This window comes from Corynebacterium occultum (assembly GCF_009734425.1).
GTDB lineage: Bacteria > Actinomycetota > Actinomycetes > Mycobacteriales > Mycobacteriaceae > Corynebacterium > Corynebacterium occultum.
On sequence record NZ_CP046455.1, the window covers coordinates 1,321,319 to 1,337,757 of the forward strand.

The 16,439-nt window shown below is 58.1% G+C and carries 12 protein-coding genes, 3 tRNA genes and 1 pseudogene; 12 read left to right on the plus strand and 4 right to left on the minus strand.

Annotated features, from left to right (window positions below; genetic code table 11):
• The first annotated feature begins 340 nt into the window (after positions 1 to 340).
• The 7 genes from COCCU_RS06200 to COCCU_RS06230 all read left to right on the plus strand — a co-directional run bounded on the left by COCCU_RS06200 (position 341) and on the right by COCCU_RS06230 (position 8,557).
• The gene (locus tag COCCU_RS06200) at positions 341 to 1,861 is read left to right on the plus strand and encodes a DUF3375 domain-containing protein (protein ID WP_156230706.1); all 1,521 of its coding nucleotides are present in this window, start codon (positions 341 to 343) and stop codon (positions 1,859 to 1,861) included.
• A complete protein-coding gene (locus COCCU_RS06205) occupies positions 1,854 to 2,597 on the plus strand; it encodes a DUF4194 domain-containing protein (RefSeq protein ID WP_156230707.1) in 744 nt (247 codons plus the stop codon). Before COCCU_RS06200 ends, COCCU_RS06205 begins: the two co-directional genes overlap by 8 nt.
• On the plus strand, positions 2,590 to 5,946 hold the full coding sequence (locus tag COCCU_RS06210) for an ATP-binding protein (protein ID WP_156230708.1): 3,357 nt from the start codon (positions 2,590 to 2,592) through the stop codon (positions 5,944 to 5,946). Before COCCU_RS06205 ends, COCCU_RS06210 begins: the two co-directional genes overlap by 8 nt.
• Positions 5,943 to 7,052 carry a Wadjet anti-phage system protein JetD domain-containing protein gene (locus COCCU_RS06215; protein WP_156230709.1) on the plus strand — a complete coding sequence of 370 codons (1,110 nt, stop codon included), beginning with the start codon at positions 5,943 to 5,945 and terminating at the stop codon, positions 7,050 to 7,052. Before COCCU_RS06210 ends, COCCU_RS06215 begins: the two co-directional genes overlap by 4 nt.
• A gap of 494 nt (positions 7,053 to 7,546) precedes the next feature.
• Positions 7,547 to 7,618 (plus strand) — tRNA-Gln (locus COCCU_RS06220).
• Positions 7,619 to 7,637: 19 nt separating this feature from the next.
• A tRNA-Glu gene (locus tag COCCU_RS06225) sits at positions 7,638 to 7,710 on the plus strand.
• Positions 7,711 to 8,484: 774 nt separating this feature from the next.
• Positions 8,485 to 8,557: transfer RNA gene (locus COCCU_RS06230), tRNA-Glu, on the plus strand.
• A gap of 56 nt (positions 8,558 to 8,613) precedes the next feature.
• On the opposite strand, the gene COCCU_RS06235 is transcribed toward COCCU_RS06230, so the two are convergent.
• Positions 8,614 to 9,057, minus strand: coding sequence for an SRPBCC domain-containing protein (locus COCCU_RS06235; RefSeq protein WP_156230710.1), 444 nt, complete (start codon positions 9,055 to 9,057; stop codon positions 8,614 to 8,616).
• 10 nt (positions 9,058 to 9,067) lie between these two features.
• The gene (locus COCCU_RS06240; protein ID WP_156230711.1) at positions 9,068 to 9,784 is read right to left on the minus strand and encodes an IclR family transcriptional regulator; all 717 of its coding nucleotides are present in this window, start codon (positions 9,782 to 9,784) and stop codon (positions 9,068 to 9,070) included.
• Between the two features lie 76 nt (positions 9,785 to 9,860).
• Here COCCU_RS06240 and leuC point away from each other — a divergent pair, with 76 nt between their 5' ends.
• From leuC to COCCU_RS06265, 5 genes and pseudogenes are all read left to right on the plus strand, one after another.
• Positions 9,861 to 11,312 (plus strand): 3-isopropylmalate dehydratase large subunit, encoded by a 1,452-nt coding sequence (gene leuC / locus COCCU_RS06245; RefSeq protein ID WP_156230712.1) that lies wholly within the window; start codon positions 9,861 to 9,863, stop codon positions 11,310 to 11,312.
• 12 nt (positions 11,313 to 11,324) lie between these two features.
• A complete protein-coding gene (gene leuD / locus COCCU_RS06250) occupies positions 11,325 to 11,924 on the plus strand; it encodes a 3-isopropylmalate dehydratase small subunit (RefSeq protein ID WP_156230713.1) in 600 nt (199 codons plus the stop codon).
• 598 nt (positions 11,925 to 12,522) lie between these two features.
• The gene (locus tag COCCU_RS06255; protein WP_156230714.1) at positions 12,523 to 12,678 is read left to right on the plus strand and encodes a hypothetical protein; all 156 of its coding nucleotides are present in this window, start codon (positions 12,523 to 12,525) and stop codon (positions 12,676 to 12,678) included.
• A 75-nt stretch (positions 12,679 to 12,753) separates the two neighbouring features.
• Positions 12,754 to 13,953 carry a YihY/virulence factor BrkB family protein gene (locus COCCU_RS06260; protein WP_156230715.1) on the plus strand — a complete coding sequence of 400 codons (1,200 nt, stop codon included), beginning with the start codon at positions 12,754 to 12,756 and terminating at the stop codon, positions 13,951 to 13,953.
• 267 nt (positions 13,954 to 14,220) lie between these two features.
• A pseudogene (locus COCCU_RS06265) lies at positions 14,221 to 14,789 on the plus strand (DUF1541 domain-containing protein).
• 144 nt (positions 14,790 to 14,933) lie between these two features.
• Here the strand turns inward: COCCU_RS06265 and COCCU_RS06270 are convergent.
• Positions 14,934 to 15,281: a hypothetical protein gene (locus COCCU_RS06270; RefSeq protein ID WP_156230716.1), complete on the minus strand. Its 348-nt coding sequence runs from the start codon at positions 15,279 to 15,281 to the stop codon at positions 14,934 to 14,936.
• Positions 15,282 to 15,336: 55 nt separating this feature from the next.
• Entirely contained in the window at positions 15,337 to 16,335 is a 999-nt protein-coding gene (locus tag COCCU_RS06275; RefSeq protein ID WP_156230717.1) for an NUDIX hydrolase, read from the minus strand.
• Between the last annotated feature and the right edge of the window lie 104 nt (positions 16,336 to 16,439).

The window sequence follows — 16,439 nt, forward strand, 5'->3', positions numbered from 1 at the left end:
CCGCGCTGGTGCTCCGTGAATATTTCTCTGCGGGGAAGGCCCGGGAGCTGACTTCCTGGCTCAATATAGTCAGATTCAGCTCTCGGTGCTGCCACATCAATATCTGTCCCGCCGGATATCTGACATCGACACCCTGAACCGAGAACTCACATCGTGGCAAGAGAGCATCAACGTCGCTCAAGGCTCTGAGAACTGGCATTTCACTCTGGCGTGGAATAAGTCGGGGAGTCCGGTCCTCATCGCGTGTTGAGTCGCTGCGCAAGAACGTTTCGATGACTTATTCGAGACTCCAGTAGGTGGCAGATAAGCTATGTCTGGGGCGCACGTTATCCTTTAGCCCATGAGTGCGGAGAGAACAATTGCTAATGCCCTGACTTTTAGTGAACTTGCAGCTAAAGAGCCGGCTTGGGCACTCCTGCGCGCGAAGAACGCCCCAGCCATCCTCACTGTTTTATCCGCAGTATTCCGGGGTGACAATCGACAGGTTCCAGGCTCCGAGCTCCTCGCTGCGACTGCTCAAATCTTGCCGGAGGTTCGAGAACAGACCGGACTCGAGCTCAAGCTCAGCACCGAGGCATATATCGAAGAATGGGTACGCAGCGGTTTTCTCACCCGCCGGGCCCCGCAGGACGCGCTGGAAGAGCTGTACGAACTGTCGCCCGGAGCCCATTTGGCACATGACTTCGTGGAACAACTTCACACCCCTAAACGTGCTGTCACGCGCTCCCGGCTGAGCAATGTTTTTAATAGTCTGCGTGCACTGGAAGCGGATACGGATCCCGATGAAAACCGTGCCATCGAACGCCTGGAGCGGCAACGCGATGAACTGCAACGGCGCATCGATTCGATCAGAGTCGACGGCGTGCGCATGGTAGACACCGATGATGCTGTCGAACAGGCGCGCGAGGTTATTTCCCTTATTCGAGACCTTCCCACTGACTTTGCCCGGGTGCAATCGGAGATTGAACGCGAAGACCTGAAGCTGCGCGAACAGATCCTCACTGATGACCGCCGTGGCGCCGAAGTGCTTGAGGAGTTTTTCAACGGACTGGACCTCATCGACCAATCAGATGCTGGCCAGGCCTTCAATGGCTTTTACCGTCTCTTACTTGACCATCAGGAGTCGGCGAGGTTTGAGGCGACGCACTCCGAGGTTCTGAAGCGTGATTTCATCACCAACCTGGACTGGGAAGAGCAAGCCTTGTTGTGGGGGTTGATGACCACGCTGCGCTCGTCGGCTGGTGCAGTACAGGAGGCGAAGACCAGGCTGTCACGCTCCCTGCGTCGATTCGTGCAGTCCCGGGAAAACGAATCGCACAAAGGTCTGCTCGATTCCATCAAGAACGTGGAAGTCGCGGCGCTGCAGTTCACCAAGAATGGCGGTAAGACACGTCATACATTGGATATAGATCTCAGGTTGACCCGAGGTCAGTTCAGTACCGCCGCATCATGGACCCTGCGTGATCCCGCCGACTTCCACATTGAGACCAACGTGCCGATTCATCAACCGGGACATCTTGATCCGCAAGAGCTTCGGGCGCGTCTGCGCGACACGGAAGTGGACTGGGGCGAATTACACCTCGCCATCAATGACCTTGTTGAGGAAGGACAACAACCCACCGTCGCGGAGGTTCTTCAGTCTCGGCCAGCCACTCAGGGCTTGGCCAGTGTGGTGGGACTGATCCAGCTCGCCCGGCAACGCGGTAACCGTACAGAGGGCACTGAACTCCTGCGGTGGACATCACCCGAGGGGAAATTGCTGCAAGCCAGGTACCCAACTTACGAGTTCCGCGAATATGTCCCGACCGTGACTCAACTATGGGACGACCAACCAACCATGAAAGACAACGCCAATGCCTGACTTCTTCGCCCCCTTCGACGATGACAACCTCGAGTTCGATATTGAGGATGGCGCTGACAGTGCGGCCCTCGGCAACGAAGAGCATGCCCGACATCCCCTTGACTGGACAGGTGTTGCTTCCGGAGACCGCAGCACCTTCACTCCTGAGCAACGGCTCGCGATACGTGGGCTCCTGCATGGCCCCTTCATCTCTGGCGCTCAGGATAAGGACATGTACCACGAAGTATTAAGATCAGTAGGTGCTTTCCGCGCTTTTCTGGGCAACTTGATGGTGGAATTGGTCATCGACGAGGTCGGGGAGATTGCCTACCTTCGTGATTGGGAGCTGCTGCCGGAAGGCGCACCCTCGCTCTTCCGGCGCTCACCTCTCACACACATCCAGACCGCAATAGTGCTGAATCTCCGCAAGAAACTGGCACACACCATCAGCGGGGAGCGCACGATCGTGGATGCCAACCACGTCTTCGAGGAAACCCTGCCGTACCAGCAGAACAGGGGTACCGACCGAAGCAAACAGCGCACTGATTTCGATAGTGCCTGGAAGTCATTGACCAGCCGAGGCGTGGTCAAAAGCACCCCCCTGGCTGGGCGGTGGGAGGTGTCTCCCGTGCTGGCCAGTGTCTTCTCAGCAGAGGAAATAGCGGCGGTACATCAGAGTTACAGCGAAATGCTGGAGCAGATGACACCCATGGACACCACCGTGGTGGATGAATTGATGGAGAGCGACGATGAGTAGAACAATTCCCGGACAGTTTCGGCTGTCGACCCTGCAGGTGTGTAACTGGGGCACATTCGACGGCGTCACCCGGTTTGATATTGCGGAGGATGGCTTCCTGATCTACGGCCCATCGGGTTCCGGCAAGTCCACGCTCATCGATGCGGTTTCCGCGGTGCTGGTGCATGCTCAGAAGCGTCGATTCAATGCCGCGGCAGACAAAGATAACGCGGGCGGACGGAACCTGGTGTCCTATTGCCGTGGCGCATGGGCAAATGAAGAGAGCACAGAATTCAACGAGATCACTCAGTCCTACCTCCGTGAGGGGCCCACCTGGTCGGGCATTTCTCTGACCTACCGCGACGGACTCGGCTCCACCGTCAATGTGGTGTATCTGATGTTCCTGCGTGCCTCCGCACACTCAGACGCGGACATTAAACGTCTCTTCATTACGCTGCCCGAAGAAGTCGATATCGAGAACTTCGAGTCACTCGCCAAGAACGGTCTCGACGTCGGTACGGCTAAAAGGCTGTTCCCGCAGGCTTACTGCATTGAGCACCGTCAGAAACAATTCCTCATCGACTTCAGCAACCGGATCGGTGTGGCTGACCTGGGCGCATGGGAGTTGTTGCACCAGGCCCAATCCACCAAAAACCTGGGTGATCTGAACTCCATGATCCGGGAATTCATGCTGACCGAGCCCGCTACATTCCACGCCGCTAAGACCGCGGTGGACAATTTCACCGAGCTGGAAACTGCCTACCAGGCTGTTCTTAACGCGCGCCGCCAAATTGAATGCCTTATCCCGATCCGCGAGGCGGACGAACAACGCCGCGAAATTCGCAACGTCGTAGCAGAGGTTCAGGAGCAAATTGATGCGCTGCCACGGTTCATGTCGGATGCCAAGGAACAATATCTTGAGGAAGAAATCGCGGCTCTAAACCAGGAGTTGTTGGCACAAGACAACAAGAAGAGAATTCAACAGGCAACCGTTGACAGGATCCGTTCCACCATTACCGGCCTGGAGAGAGCTCTGGATGGCAATGAAAATGAAGCTATCCGCGCCGCAAAAACCGAAGTGGCGAACCTGAAGGATCAGCTTCACACTGTGGAGGATAATGCTCGGAACTTTAATGACCGTGTAACCAGTCTTGGGAAGCAACTCCCCGCCACAGAATCAGAGTTTCTCGCACTACGTTCGACACTTGCTGAAAAACTCGATGAGTTCACGGCAGCCCGTGACCTGGCGGATGAGCGACGTATCCAGATTTCCACCAACTTGCAGAGCACCCGTCCGAAACTCCAGCAGGTGATCGCGGAATTACAGTCGGCGCAGAAGAATCGCTCCAGCATGGACCATGACAAATTGGTGGTTAAAGCAAGAATCTGCGAAGCAACTGGTATTCCAGCCCGCGAGCTTCCCTTCGTCGCCGACCTCATTGCCGTGCGTGAGGAGGAGAAGGAGCGTTGGCAGCCGGTTGCCGAACGCACCATGTTCAGCTTTGCCCGTGACATGCTGGTGCCCGAGGAACACTACAAGCAGGTGTCCCAGTTTGTGAACAGTGAGCACCTGGGCACCCGTCTGCAGTACATCCAGATCACCAAAGACGACGAATACAGCGCCAGTGTGCCATTCACACGCAACTCGTTGGCCAGTAAGTTCGAGGTCAAGGAGACACGCTTCCGTGCGTTTTTGGAGTACCGCTTGTCATCTCGTTTCGACCACTTGTGCGCCGTCACGATGGATCAGTTCCATGAGGCTCGTCGGGCGGTGACGGAAGAAGGCCAAATCAAAGACGGTGCCAACCACACCAAGGATGACCGTTTCGATATCAGGGACAACCGCAAGTGGGTGCTGTCCGGGAATGTTGAGTTCAAAATCGAGCATCTGACGAAGCATGTCGGTGAGCTTCGCGAGGAGCTGGCGGGCCTCGAGGCTAACGATGCCGAACTCAAGAAGCAGATCGCTGATTATGACCACAGATGCACCGTCATGGAACGCCTCTTGGAAACCACCGCGTTTGCCGATATTGATGTACCGACCCGTAACCTGGGACTTCACCGCGCACAAAACCACTTGGACCAGCTTGAAAGCAAGGACACTAAGCGTGAACAGCTCAAAGCTGAACTGCGGAACGAGCAGAAGAAGCTAGAAGCAGAGGCGTCGATTCTAGAGAACGTGAGCCGGAGAATCCACGTCGATGAGGCCAAAGTCGAACAGCTCAACCGACAGCTGGAAGTTGTGGTCTTGGAAGTGGGGGCGCAACCTGATGTCGACGAAGTGGTGCGTGCCAAGCTGAGGAAGCGATCTCAGCCGCTCGTTGAGTCAATTACCTCGGATAACGTCGAGCGCGTTCACCGCGAAGTCAGTGCTCGACTCGTTGAGGAACGCAGCAAGCTGCGAGGCACGGAATCCTCCCTCAATAACGCGATCATCAACACGATGGAAAAATATCTGAACGAGTGGAGACACCGCCGCAGCGACCTGAGAGTGAATGCGGAATGGGCCCGTGACTTCGTGGCTGAGTTGGATAACCTGGAAGCCGAGAACCTCCCCAAATATGAAGATAAGTTCCATCAGAAGCTGCACGACGACACCATTCAACCCCTCTCTCAGCTCTACAGTGACATCCGCAGTGCGACGTCCGCTACGCGGAACTCGATTGCCAACATCAACCAGACTCTCAATGAGGTGGAGTTTTACCCCGGTGTGAACCTGCAGATTGAGGTGAAAGAGGACCGCCCGAAGATTGCCACGGATTTCATCGAGAAGCTCAAAAATACAATTGAGGGTTCGCTCATCCCTGGGGACTTGGCGATGAGTGAGGATCGCTTCAAGCAGATGCGGGAACTAATCCACGAGTTGACGGTCTCAGACACCAATCCTCGACGAGTGCGTGACATGCGCATTGATACCCGCCGGCATGTGCGTTTTCATGGTGTGGAAATCAAGCACGACGGGACACGTGGACACGTGTATGAGTCATCCCGCGGATTGTCCGGTGGTCAGGCTCAAAAGCTGTCGTCGTTCTGCCTAGCTGCCGCGCTGAAATATCGACTGTGCGGTATGGGCATGTCTGAGATTCGGTCTCGTAACGCCATGATCCAACATGAAGGGTCCACATATTCGAAGTTCGGTACCATCATCCTCGACGAAGCCTTTGATCGGGCCGATGCCACCTTCACCAGAGCTGCCTTGGACGCCTTCACCGAGTTCGGCTTCCACATGATCATGGCTACGCCGGAAAAGCTCCTGCAGACTGTTCAGAGTTATATCGGCGGTGTGCTGTTGGTGGAATGCCCCGACCGTAAATACTCCCTGTGCAGCCAACTAACCATTGAAGAAGCTCAGGAACATGAGGAACTGTGAAGTACCAGGAAGACGTGCGGTCTCAGGCTGAGGTGTTCTACCGGAACAACTACCGGACGTGGTTAAGAGGTGAGTTCTCCCCGCGCGCCATAGGGCTACAGCCGCCGACAGCCAAAGATGTCGCCGTCGATGGAGGTCGAGCAGTAAGGAACTGGTTGGCGCACTGGGACGGTTACCCAGGGATGGTGGATACAGTCTGCAAACGCATCGGACACTTGGGTACCTACGAAGTGCCGGCCAAGGTGGTATTCAACACTCCGGCTGCTGCCGCGACGGCCGCCGGCCGTGCTGATGAATGGATGCGGTTGCTTGAGGTACTGGACCTGCTTGTCGACGCGTTGGGGGATCAGGTGCGGGCGCCGCTTGCTGCGAATCCGCAATCGTGGGCGCAGTGGAACGACCGTGAGATCAGCCAGTACATAGCCGTGATTCGCTGGTTACGGGAGCATGATTCGGCGGGTTATTACATCCGTGAATTGCCCATCCGAGGGGTGGATACGAAATGGATTGAAACTCACCGGGTGGCAGTCAATTCCGTTTATCCCCTGCAGGGCTTCCGAGAGAAACCTGTCTTGGTGGAAGTACGCACGTTAGATCCTGCACTGCCGGTGGGGGATTTCAGTCATGTGTTGTGTCGGGTGGAGGAGTTATCCCCCCGACATGTAGCTGCGGACAACGTCATCATTATGGAAAACCATCATTCTTTCCTGGCCTTGCCGCCGATCAAGGGGACCTGGGTGCTGTTCGGCGGCGGGTACCGCGCTGACACGCTGGTGACTGAATTGGGGTGGCTGGCTGATAAGAATGTGTACTACTGGGGCGACCTAGACTCCCACGGATTCAACATGGTCAGCAAGACCCGTGCAGTTCTACCGGCCATGCGGACAGTACTGATGGATCTGGACACTGCCATCCGGCATGAGGAACTGGCGGTCGAGGAGTCCACCGCATTGCCATATGACCCCGCGAATCTTGCTCCGGGGGAAAAGCAAACGCTGAGCTATTTGCGTGAGCGATCTCGGGGGCGATGCTTGCGGATCGAGCAGGAACGCATTGACTTTCAGTGGGTGTGCGCACAACTGGAGTCGCACGTGGGACATCGTTGAGTTGGCATAGGGCGGCTTGCTCTGACTTACTCCGACTTGCAAGAGCGCGCCGGCGGCTGCTGACCTATCCTGTTGGAGACATTTATCTCATTAGCCCTGTTAGTTTTACCCTTTTCAAGGGTTTAGTGGCGCTTGACAGCACCTCGTATATGTTGCGGGATGATTGGCGTGCGACGGGGAAATGGTCAGGTGGGGGAGAGGTCTGAGGTGGGGATCCTATTTCAGGAGAAATAATTACCGAGCCAGAACTGATGGTGATCTCCTGCCGGGCCACAACTTCCCATTTTTTACTTCTCTGGCCGTCCCGTTGCGTCTGCTTAGCGGCTGATGAATATCGTCCGTCCACGGAGGCCACGGACATCCCGCCGGAAAGTTTCGGGATTTTCCCGCTTCGGGGTGGGCTCTGGGGAGCGATTTGGTCGAATCACGGCCTTGTGGTTATAGTATTCCTCGTTGAACAGCACTAGGGGATACACTCTGATGCGCGTTTTCAATGGCCTATGGTGTAATTGGCAACACAGCGGTTTCTGGTACCGTCGTTCTAGGTTCGAGTCCTGGTAGGCCAGCTGCGAAGAAATTCGCTGCGCCCCGTTCGTCTAGCGGCCTAGGACACCGCCCTCTCACGGCGGCGGCACGGGTTCAAATCCCGTACGGGGTACGATTAAGAAAAGGTCACTATCTTCTAACGGAGGTGGTGGCCTTCTTCTTGCTCCCAATAAGAGCACCCCCGCACCCGAACGAGTCAAGGCTGGTTTTCCTTGGCTTTCGGGGGACAGGGGGTATTTCTGGGTAACATGTTAGCGCCTGTTTGAGTTCACTCTCTTTTCAAACCGATGTAGCACTCATATGCTTCAGGTAACGGAGAAATCCACAGCAAGGCTCCATCGGTACCGTGGAGTTTGACCGATTAGCTACCGGCCACTTGGAAGCCTCCGGAGACATTGGAATCAACGGATTGGAGAGCGAATGACGGCAAGTGGAACCAACACAACTTCCGGACACCTCGTAGGCGTTCACCCGGCAGCGGGCATCGCCATAATCCAGACTTCCAAGCACTAGAGATGTGTGAAGTAGGAGCTAACCGAGTATATGACGTATCGAGAGTGTCACCCGAACCCCACGAATCACGACCTTCGATAACCCACACCCGGCACATTATTCCCTTTAAGGGTTGAGGCGGACGGGATGACGAGAAGCATCACTACCTCGCATCTCAGATACTTCCGCACACGACGTCGGAAAGCGGTGGCAGCAGGTCGAAGGTAACGGAATCGTCCAAGGTTCGGCCACTGCAGAACCCGTCCCCAGCTTCCCAGGGGGCGGGTTTCTCTTTGTCTTGGTTTACTCCCCTGATCAGCGGATTTGTTGAACTATAACCTTATCGTTTAATCTTTGTTCAGACCGCAGCGAGCAATCGTCACAGTCTGATCTAGCCCCGTTCGTCTAGCGGCCTAGGACACCGCCCTCTCACGGCGGCGGCACGGGTTCAAATCCCGTACGGGGTACAAAATAAATCTCCTCCAGGAAGAAATTCCTGGGGGAGATTTTTCGTTGCCCCGCTTCAGGCTTGGTGAGTCAGGTAGTCACTCAGATTGGCCAGGGCGGTGGTCATGCTTTCGCGTTGCCCCTCCGCGGTGATCCCGGACGGGGCATTTCTTGCACTGAGGGTGAGGAGGCTGCCGCCGGCCAGGGGCGCCAGTTCCCAGATGATCTGCAGGGTGCCGGCGAGATCCGGATCCTCGGACTCAAAACTGAGGTTCATCACCAGTTTTTCTTCGGGGATGATCTCCACGAAGTGGGCATCCAGCACATCAGTCCGGTTGGAGGTCTGATCACTGTGGATCATCCGGAAGCCACCCTCCTCGCTGAGGACGAAGCCCTCGAAGCGGCAGCTCCAGCCCTCTGGCGGAAGCCAGGAACACAATGCTTTGGGATCCACCAGGGCGGTATAAACCTGGTTGGGGGAGGCGGAAATATGCCGGGAAAGGACATCGGTGCGGGACATGTCCCCGAGTCTAGAGCGCTGCGCTGAGCTTTTCCGAGGCCTGCAGAAGTTCGGTCGACCACTTGGCCCCGGGCTCCGGTCCCAACCGCTCCGCTGGCCCAGAGATGGACAGTACCGCCAGGAAAAGTCCGGCAGAGTTGAATACCGGGGAGGATAGGCTGGCCAGACCTGGTTCGCGTTCGCTGACGGATTCCGCCCAGCCCTGTTCGATCACCTGGCGTAGTTCGGCGGCGGTGAAGGCGGCGTCGGGAAGCAGGGCTTCGCGGAGCTGCTCGCTGGAGTGGGCGAGGAATACCTTGGCGGCGGAACCGGCGGTCAGCCTCATCTGGGAACCCACTGGAACGGTGTTCTGCAGACCAGAGGGCGGTTCCTGGGCAGCGACGCAGGTGCGGGTGGTGTCGGTGAGCTGGTAGAGCTGCACCGATTCCCCCGTGTGGTTCATGAGGGCGGCCATGACGGGGGTCGCGGCGTCGATAAGCTGGGTTTTTGCACCTGCGCCCAGTGTTGCCAGGGCGGAGCCGATGGACCAACGGCCATCGGAGGTGCGCGCCAGGATGCGGTGGGTTTCCAGGGCGGTGGCCAGGCGGTGCACGGTGGCCCGGGGGAGTTCGGTATCCTCACACAGTTCGGCCAGCGAACGGGGATGGTCGGCTGCGGACATCATGATGGCGACCACACGGTCGAGAACCTTGATGCCGGAGGGGGTTGATGCGCTATACTGTCCCATACAACGATATTAGCATCCCATACTATGAGAATTCAGCCCGATTCTTGTGGTGTGTGCAGAATAGAGGTGACTCCCCATGACAGCGCCTGAGAAGACCCAGAAGCTGACCCTGGCCGAGAAGGTGTGGAATGACCACGTCGTCTCCAAGGGTGAGAACGGCGATCCGGACCTGATCTACATTGACCTGCAGCTGCTCCACGAGGTGACCTCGCCGCAGGCCTTCGATGGTCTGCGTGCCGCCGGCCGCAAGCTGCGTCGCCCGGATCTGCACCTGGCCACCGAGGATCACAACGTGCCCACCGAGGGTATCAAGACCGGTAGCCTGCTGGAGATCAACGACCAGATCTCGCGTCTCCAGGTGGAGACCCTGCGCAAGAACTGTGCCGAGTTCGGCGTGCGACTGCACTCCATGGGTGATGTCCGTCAGGGCATCGTCCACACCGTCGGACCGCAGTTGGGCGCCACCCAGCCCGGCATGACCATTGTCTGCGGTGACTCCCACACCTCCACCCACGGAGCCTTCGGTTCCATTGCGATGGGCATCGGCACCTCCGAGGTCGAGCACGTGATGGCCACCCAGACCCTCTCCCTCAAGCCCTTCAAGACCATGGCCATCGAGGTGTCCGGCGAGCTGCAGCCCGGTGTCTCCGCCAAGGACCTGGTTCTGGCCATCATCGCCAAGATCGGCACCGGCGGTGGCCAGGGCCACATCATCGAGTACCGCGGTGAAGCCATCCGCAAGCTCTCGATGGAAGCTCGCATGACCATCTGCAACATGTCCATCGAAGCAGGTGCCCGCGCCGGCATGATCGCCCCGGATGAGACCACCTTCGAGTACGTCAAGGGGCGCGAGATGGCCCCCACCGGCGCCGACTGGGACGCTGCCGTCGAGTACTGGAAGACCCTGGCCACCGATGAGGGCGCCGAGTTTGACACCGTCGTCGAGATCGACGGTTCCGCACTGACCCCCTTCATCACCTGGGGCACCAACCCCGGCCAGGGCCTGCCCCTGTCCGAGAATGTGCCGGACCCGGAGTCCTTCACCAACGACAATGACAAGGCAGCCGCCGAGAAGGCACTGACCTACATGGACCTGGAGCCCGGCACCCCGCTGCGCGATATCAAGGTCGATGTTGTCTTCCTGGGCTCCTGCACCAACGCGCGCATCGAAGACCTGGAGATCGCCGCCGAAATCCTCAAGGGACAGAAGGTCGCCGAGGATGTACGCATGATGGTCGTTCCCTCCTCCACCTGGGTCAAGCAGGAAGCGGAGAAGGCCGGCCTGGACCAGATCTTCATCGAAGCTGGTGCAGAATGGCGGACCGCCGGTTGTTCCATGTGTCTGGGCATGAACCCCGACCAGCTCAAGCCGGGGGAGCGCAGCGCATCCACCTCGAACCGTAACTTCGAGGGTCGTCAGGGGCCTGGTGGCCGCACCCATCTGGTGTCCCCGGCCGTCGCTGCCGCCACCGCCATCCGGGGCACCCTGTCCTCCCCGGCAGACCTCGCCGAAACCGCCGCGAACTAAGGAGAATCATCCGTGGAAAAATTCATCACCCACACCGGTGTCGGCGTGCCGCTGACCAGATCGAATGTCGACACCGACCAGATCATCCCCGCGGTCTACCTCAAGCGCGTGACCCGCACCGGTTTCGAGGACGCCCTCTTCGCTGAGTGGCGCAAACAGGATGACTTCATCCTCAACCAGGACACCTACAAGAACGGCTCCGTCCTGGTGGCCGGCCCCGACTTCGGTACCGGCTCCTCCCGGGAGCACGCCGTCTGGGCCCTGATGGACTACGGCTTCAAGGTGGTCTTCGCCTCCCGTTTCGCCGATATCTTCCGTGGCAACTCCGGCAAGTCCGGCCTGCTGGCTGCCCTGATGGAGCAGGCGGACATTGACCTGCTGTGGAAGCAGATGGAGCAGGAGCCCGGCCTTGAGCTGACCGTGGACCTGGAGTCCCGCACCGTCACCGCCGGCACCAACACCTACACCTTCGATGTTGATGACTACACCCGCTGGCGCCTGATGGAGGGTCTCGATGACATCGGACTGACCCTGCGCAAGGCTGATGAGATCTCCGCATTCGAGGAGAAACGCGCCCCCTTCAAACCGGTGATCACCGCACTGGCTGAATAAGCATCGCCGGTAGTTTCCAGACAGCCAAGAGCTCCGCCCCACCTCCCTTATCTGTAGGGGAGTGGGGGCGGAGCTTTCTTCTTCACTCCTCAGGACTTTAACCCCAAAGGCCGAAAAACAGAGGCATCTTGGGGCGTAGGGATATCTCCCGGACACAGATCATCAGCTTCAGCTGATGAGGATGCACCCGGATGATAATCGTCCCAGTCAGACCGCGGGTCCGAAAGAAACCGAAAAGGTCCAGGAGAACGCTCCCTGATGATCCGGCCGTTGAGCACGCGGAGAACGCGCTGCGTCGGACCCGGAAAATAACCCCGTTGGAGCACCCAGGAACTGGGGCAACTGCTCAACGACGCCCGCCATTGCACAGCTCGGCGCTACGCCATATTTATCAGCCCTCACCGTGCAGGAGAGGAAACTGGGTAAAGCAGCGGTGGGTGCACCCCCTCCAGCCAGCAGAGCGAGATTCTTCGTGCTGATGTTTTATCCCGGACGGTATCTTGGCGGTTAGCGCTGCAGTGTTCGCGGTGCTGGGCAAAAATCAGGTGGAAGAAGGAGAGGGTCTGCCCTGGACCCGCGAAAGTCTTCAGGAAAACCCATGAGCAAGGACCCGGTTGAAATTGGCGCAGACATCAACCGCACCCCGGAAGGGGAGAGTAGCTGTTTCAACATGGAAAATGCGCCGGAAGAAGAAAAGCGCCGCGTCTCCGAACTCAAGGATGCCAGGAACCGCTCTTTCTTAAAGAACAGATAATGGCTGGCCAGGAAAGATCGTGGGAACCTACCTGTCGATGATTTTCCCGTTCCCGGAAAAAGGAAAGGACCTCATATGTCGAACGACCGGATTGAAGACACTCTGGACTCAGTGCACGCCCCTGAACCGGAAAGTGATCAAAAACCAGATACCCCACCCAAGCTCGCCGGTTCCAGTTGGGCATACGCGCTGAAGCGGTCGACGAAGGAGTTCTCCAGCGACGGATGTCTTGATCTTGCGGCCATGCTGACTTACTACACGGTGTTGTCGCTGGCCCCGGCTCTGCTGGCGATCTTTTCGATTATTTCTCTGGTCTTTGCTTCTAACGCGGGCACCGTCACCACAGTGGTGGATGAATTCGCCCGCGAATATGTCCCCGCTGATTACCAGGTGCTGGTTTCCGATCTGGTGGATACCCTTATCGGCTCGGCCACCGGTGGGGTGATTGCCTTGATCATTGGTATCGCCACTGCACTCTGGTCAGCTTCAGCGTATGTCAAGGCGTTTTCCCGTGGCTCCAACATCATCTACAACCGTGCCGAGGGGCGAGGTCTGATCAAGCAGACCGGCACGATGCTGCTGACCACTCTGGCGATGTTGTTCGGCATTGTGGTGATCTTGGTTTCGCTTGCTCTTAATGAGACGCTGGTGTCTGGTCTGCTCAGTCCCATCGCTGAACCACTCGGGTTAGGCGGCACACTGGAGTTCCTCCTGCGTCATTTCCTCCCGGTGTGGGCCTGGGTGAAGTGGCCATTTATTGGGGTGTTGATCATTGTGCTGATCGCGACTCTCTACTATTTCACTCCCAATGTTAAGCCTCCTAAGTTCTCCTGGATCAGTCTTGGGTCCATTGTCGCGATTATCGGCATTGTGATTGTCAGCGGTGCCTTGTACGTCTACTTCGCGTTCTTCGCCGGCTACAGCTCTTATGGGGTCATCGGTGGTGTGATGGCATTGCTCTTTACCCTCTGGGTCTTTAACATCATGCTGCTGCTGGGTGTGGAGATAGATGCGGAGGTGGAACGGGCCCGGGAGTTGCAGGCTGATCTGCCTGCCGCGGACAATATTCAGCTCCCGCCACGCGATACCGCCGGAGTGGAGAAGCAGAAGAGGACGCAGGAAAAACTTGCCGATGAAGGAGAGGATTTGAGGACACAGCATCAGGACGTTAATGCCTCAGGGGAGAAAAAGCGGAGCCCCACCAGTGGGGATGAAGACCACATCGAACAGGACGACACGGCCGGTGAGGGATCTTCACCTCAGAAGGGCCGGTGAACTGGGAAACCGAGCCACTCTGGCCGGATGCGGAAGCCCGCCGCTGGCCAGCACTCGCCCCACACCACCAGACTCTTGCCCCTTCGGGTAGCAGGCGGCAGAGAGAAACTCACCGTGCAGTTCCAATTGTTCTCTCATCGAATATTTGAAATGTCTGGTTCCGTCGGGAAAACAGCCGAGCTTATCCGGTAGTCCCCTCTCCGTGAGAGAAGGAAAGATCAGGCGGAACCCCACTCCGCAGGCATCAGGCCAAGGGCAGGCATCATCATGAAACACCCCATTGCTCTGGTCACCCTCGCCCTGAGCTCCACCCTGGTGCTGGCCGCCTGCCCCGATGACACCGCATCCGACGAATTCGCCATACACGATCAACCCATGTCTTCCGGGAACATGAATGCCGAAAGATATGATCATCCGAGAGACGGGGGTGCACCGCCAGCAGGGATTGCCGTGGCGGATAATCCGACCTACCCGTTGGGCATCGAGGTGATTCTCATGGCTGATCATATGCCCGGGACGGACGGAGCCACAGCAAGGATCTCAAGTGCTTTTGACACCACCACGTATTCGGTCAGCTACACCCCGGCTGGTGGGGAGCCGATCACAGATCACCGGTGGATCGTCCCCGAGGAGCTCGTGGATCCGGGTGAGGCTCCGTTGCCGGAGGGGACCGAGGTGATCTTAGATGCTGAGCATATGCAGGGGATGAAAGGGGCGGAAGCGACATCGACTACTCAACAGAAGAAACGGTGCACATGGCCGATCTGGCCACTGGTGGTATGACGATGCGCAACCACAAGTGGGTCATCGAGAGTCAGATCAGGACCGCAGAATAAAACGGAGATAACAGGCCTGCAGTTCACCGGGTATCCGGGGGTGCTGGGTGGCCGGCCCATTTTCCCTCTCAGCTCATCCTCCGGAAAAGGGCATGAAAAAACGCCAGGGAGGCTGGACCCTGGCGTTGTGGAGAAAGGGTTAGTTTACCAGAAGACGGCGATGGCCACGTTGATCAGGGTCAGCCCACCGACAGCATGGGCCATGCCGGTGGGAACCGGCTCATTCTTGGCAACCTTGCGGCGACCGAGGACCGCGGCCACCAGAACACCGATCAGCAGAACCAGCTTGATGCCGATCTTGATGTGGTTGACGGTGCCGTCACCCATCTCAAGGGAGCCGACCATTGCCAGGCCGGTGACCAGCATGACCCAGGCGCCGATGTGCTGCCACTGGCTCACGGCCGGGTTCTTGAAGGTTGCCAACCAGCCGCCGAGCAGAGCTGCGGTGCCCAGGATGTGGAAGAAGAGGAAAAGGGTGTGAAGGAGATCCATAACAGTCATGCTAACTTTTTAAACCCGACCCGGCGAAACCAGTGGGGCCAGTCACCTATTTGGCTGGCAGCGGACTGGCCAGGTAGTCCGCGCCGGTCAGCTCCCCATCGGTGAAGCTGAGCACCCAGACACTCGCCTTCTTCGCTTTGACCTCATCGATCGGCAGCCGACCGACGGAGGAGAGCCAGGCGATCAGGTCGGGGATGATGATGCCCTGGCCGATGATCACCGAAACCCCACCCGCGAGGATTAACTCATTGAATCGACGCTGCACCACCGTCATCTGACTGAGCCAGGCATCATCACCGAAGATCGGATCCACCTGCACCTCGACCTTGAGCTCATCGGCCAGGGGCGCGGCCGTCGCCTGGCAGCGTTCCGGCACAGCCGAGTAGATGGCGGTGGGCTTATAAGGCAACAGCATCGGTACAAGCATCTCCGACTGACGGCGCCCCTTCTTGTCCAGGGGGCGCTTATTGTCATCACCCTCCCAGTTGCGGCGCTGATGGGCGCGACCATGACGAACGAAGAGGATGCGGGTGGTGGCTGGCAGGTTGAAACGCTTCCTCGCCTTGTCCAGAACCTGGCGATCCACCTCATAACTGAGCAGGGTGCGAGCCTCCTCATAAGGCAGCCAACGGATCTCATCGACTTCCTCATTAGGCTGGAACTCCCCACCCAGCACCTGCCCGGTCCAGTAGTAGACCACCTTGGTCCGGCCCATCACCGGGTAATGCACCTTGCCCAGCAGCTTGCCCAGACGGATCTCATAACCGGTCTCCTCGAGGATCTCGCGGGCGGCGGTGGTGGGCAGCGATTCGCCAGGATCCACCTTGCCCTTGGCCAGGGACCAGTCGTCATAGTGGGGGCGGTGGATCACCGCCACCTCAAGAGTGTCCGGATCAGCGAGATCCCCACGCCAGAGCACCGCGCCGGCGGCGAGGGTCGGCTTCTTGAACTCGGCGCCGGGGTCACTGGGGATGACCTGATGACGGCCGGTCACCACGCATTCCCCATTCTGGTCCTTGTCCGTCTCATGCGTTGCCTTGCTCATGTCCTGCCTTAGGATCGGGTGGCCCTCATCGACCCCCGGGGAAGAATTAACCTCCCGGGAAACCGCTGAGGGTGAATCATTGATTTCAGTGTGCACCATCATCG

Coding starts and splice junctions, on each gene's coding strand:
- COCCU_RS06200 (WP_156230706.1), top strand. CDS start 341: ATGAGTGCGGAGAGAACAATTGCTAATGCCCTGACTTTTAGTGAACTT.
- COCCU_RS06205 (WP_156230707.1), top strand. CDS start 1,854: ATGCCTGACTTCTTCGCCCCCTTCGACGATGACAACCTCGAGTTCGAT.
- COCCU_RS06210 (WP_156230708.1), top strand. CDS start 2,590: ATGAGTAGAACAATTCCCGGACAGTTTCGGCTGTCGACCCTGCAGGTG.
- COCCU_RS06235 (WP_156230710.1), bottom strand. CDS start 9,057: ATGTCCCGCACCGATGTCCTTTCCCGGCATATTTCCGCCTCCCCCAAC.
- COCCU_RS06240 (WP_156230711.1), bottom strand. CDS start 9,784: ATGGGACAGTATAGCGCATCAACCCCCTCCGGCATCAAGGTTCTCGAC.
- leuC (WP_156230712.1), top strand. CDS start 9,861: ATGACAGCGCCTGAGAAGACCCAGAAGCTGACCCTGGCCGAGAAGGTG.
- COCCU_RS06255 (WP_156230714.1), top strand. CDS start 12,523: ATGAGCAAGGACCCGGTTGAAATTGGCGCAGACATCAACCGCACCCCG.
- COCCU_RS06260 (WP_156230715.1), top strand. CDS start 12,754: ATGTCGAACGACCGGATTGAAGACACTCTGGACTCAGTGCACGCCCCT.
- COCCU_RS06270 (WP_156230716.1), bottom strand. CDS start 15,281: ATGGATCTCCTTCACACCCTTTTCCTCTTCTTCCACATCCTGGGCACC.
- COCCU_RS06275 (WP_156230717.1), bottom strand. CDS start 16,335: ATGAGCAAGGCAACGCATGAGACGGACAAGGACCAGAATGGGGAATGC.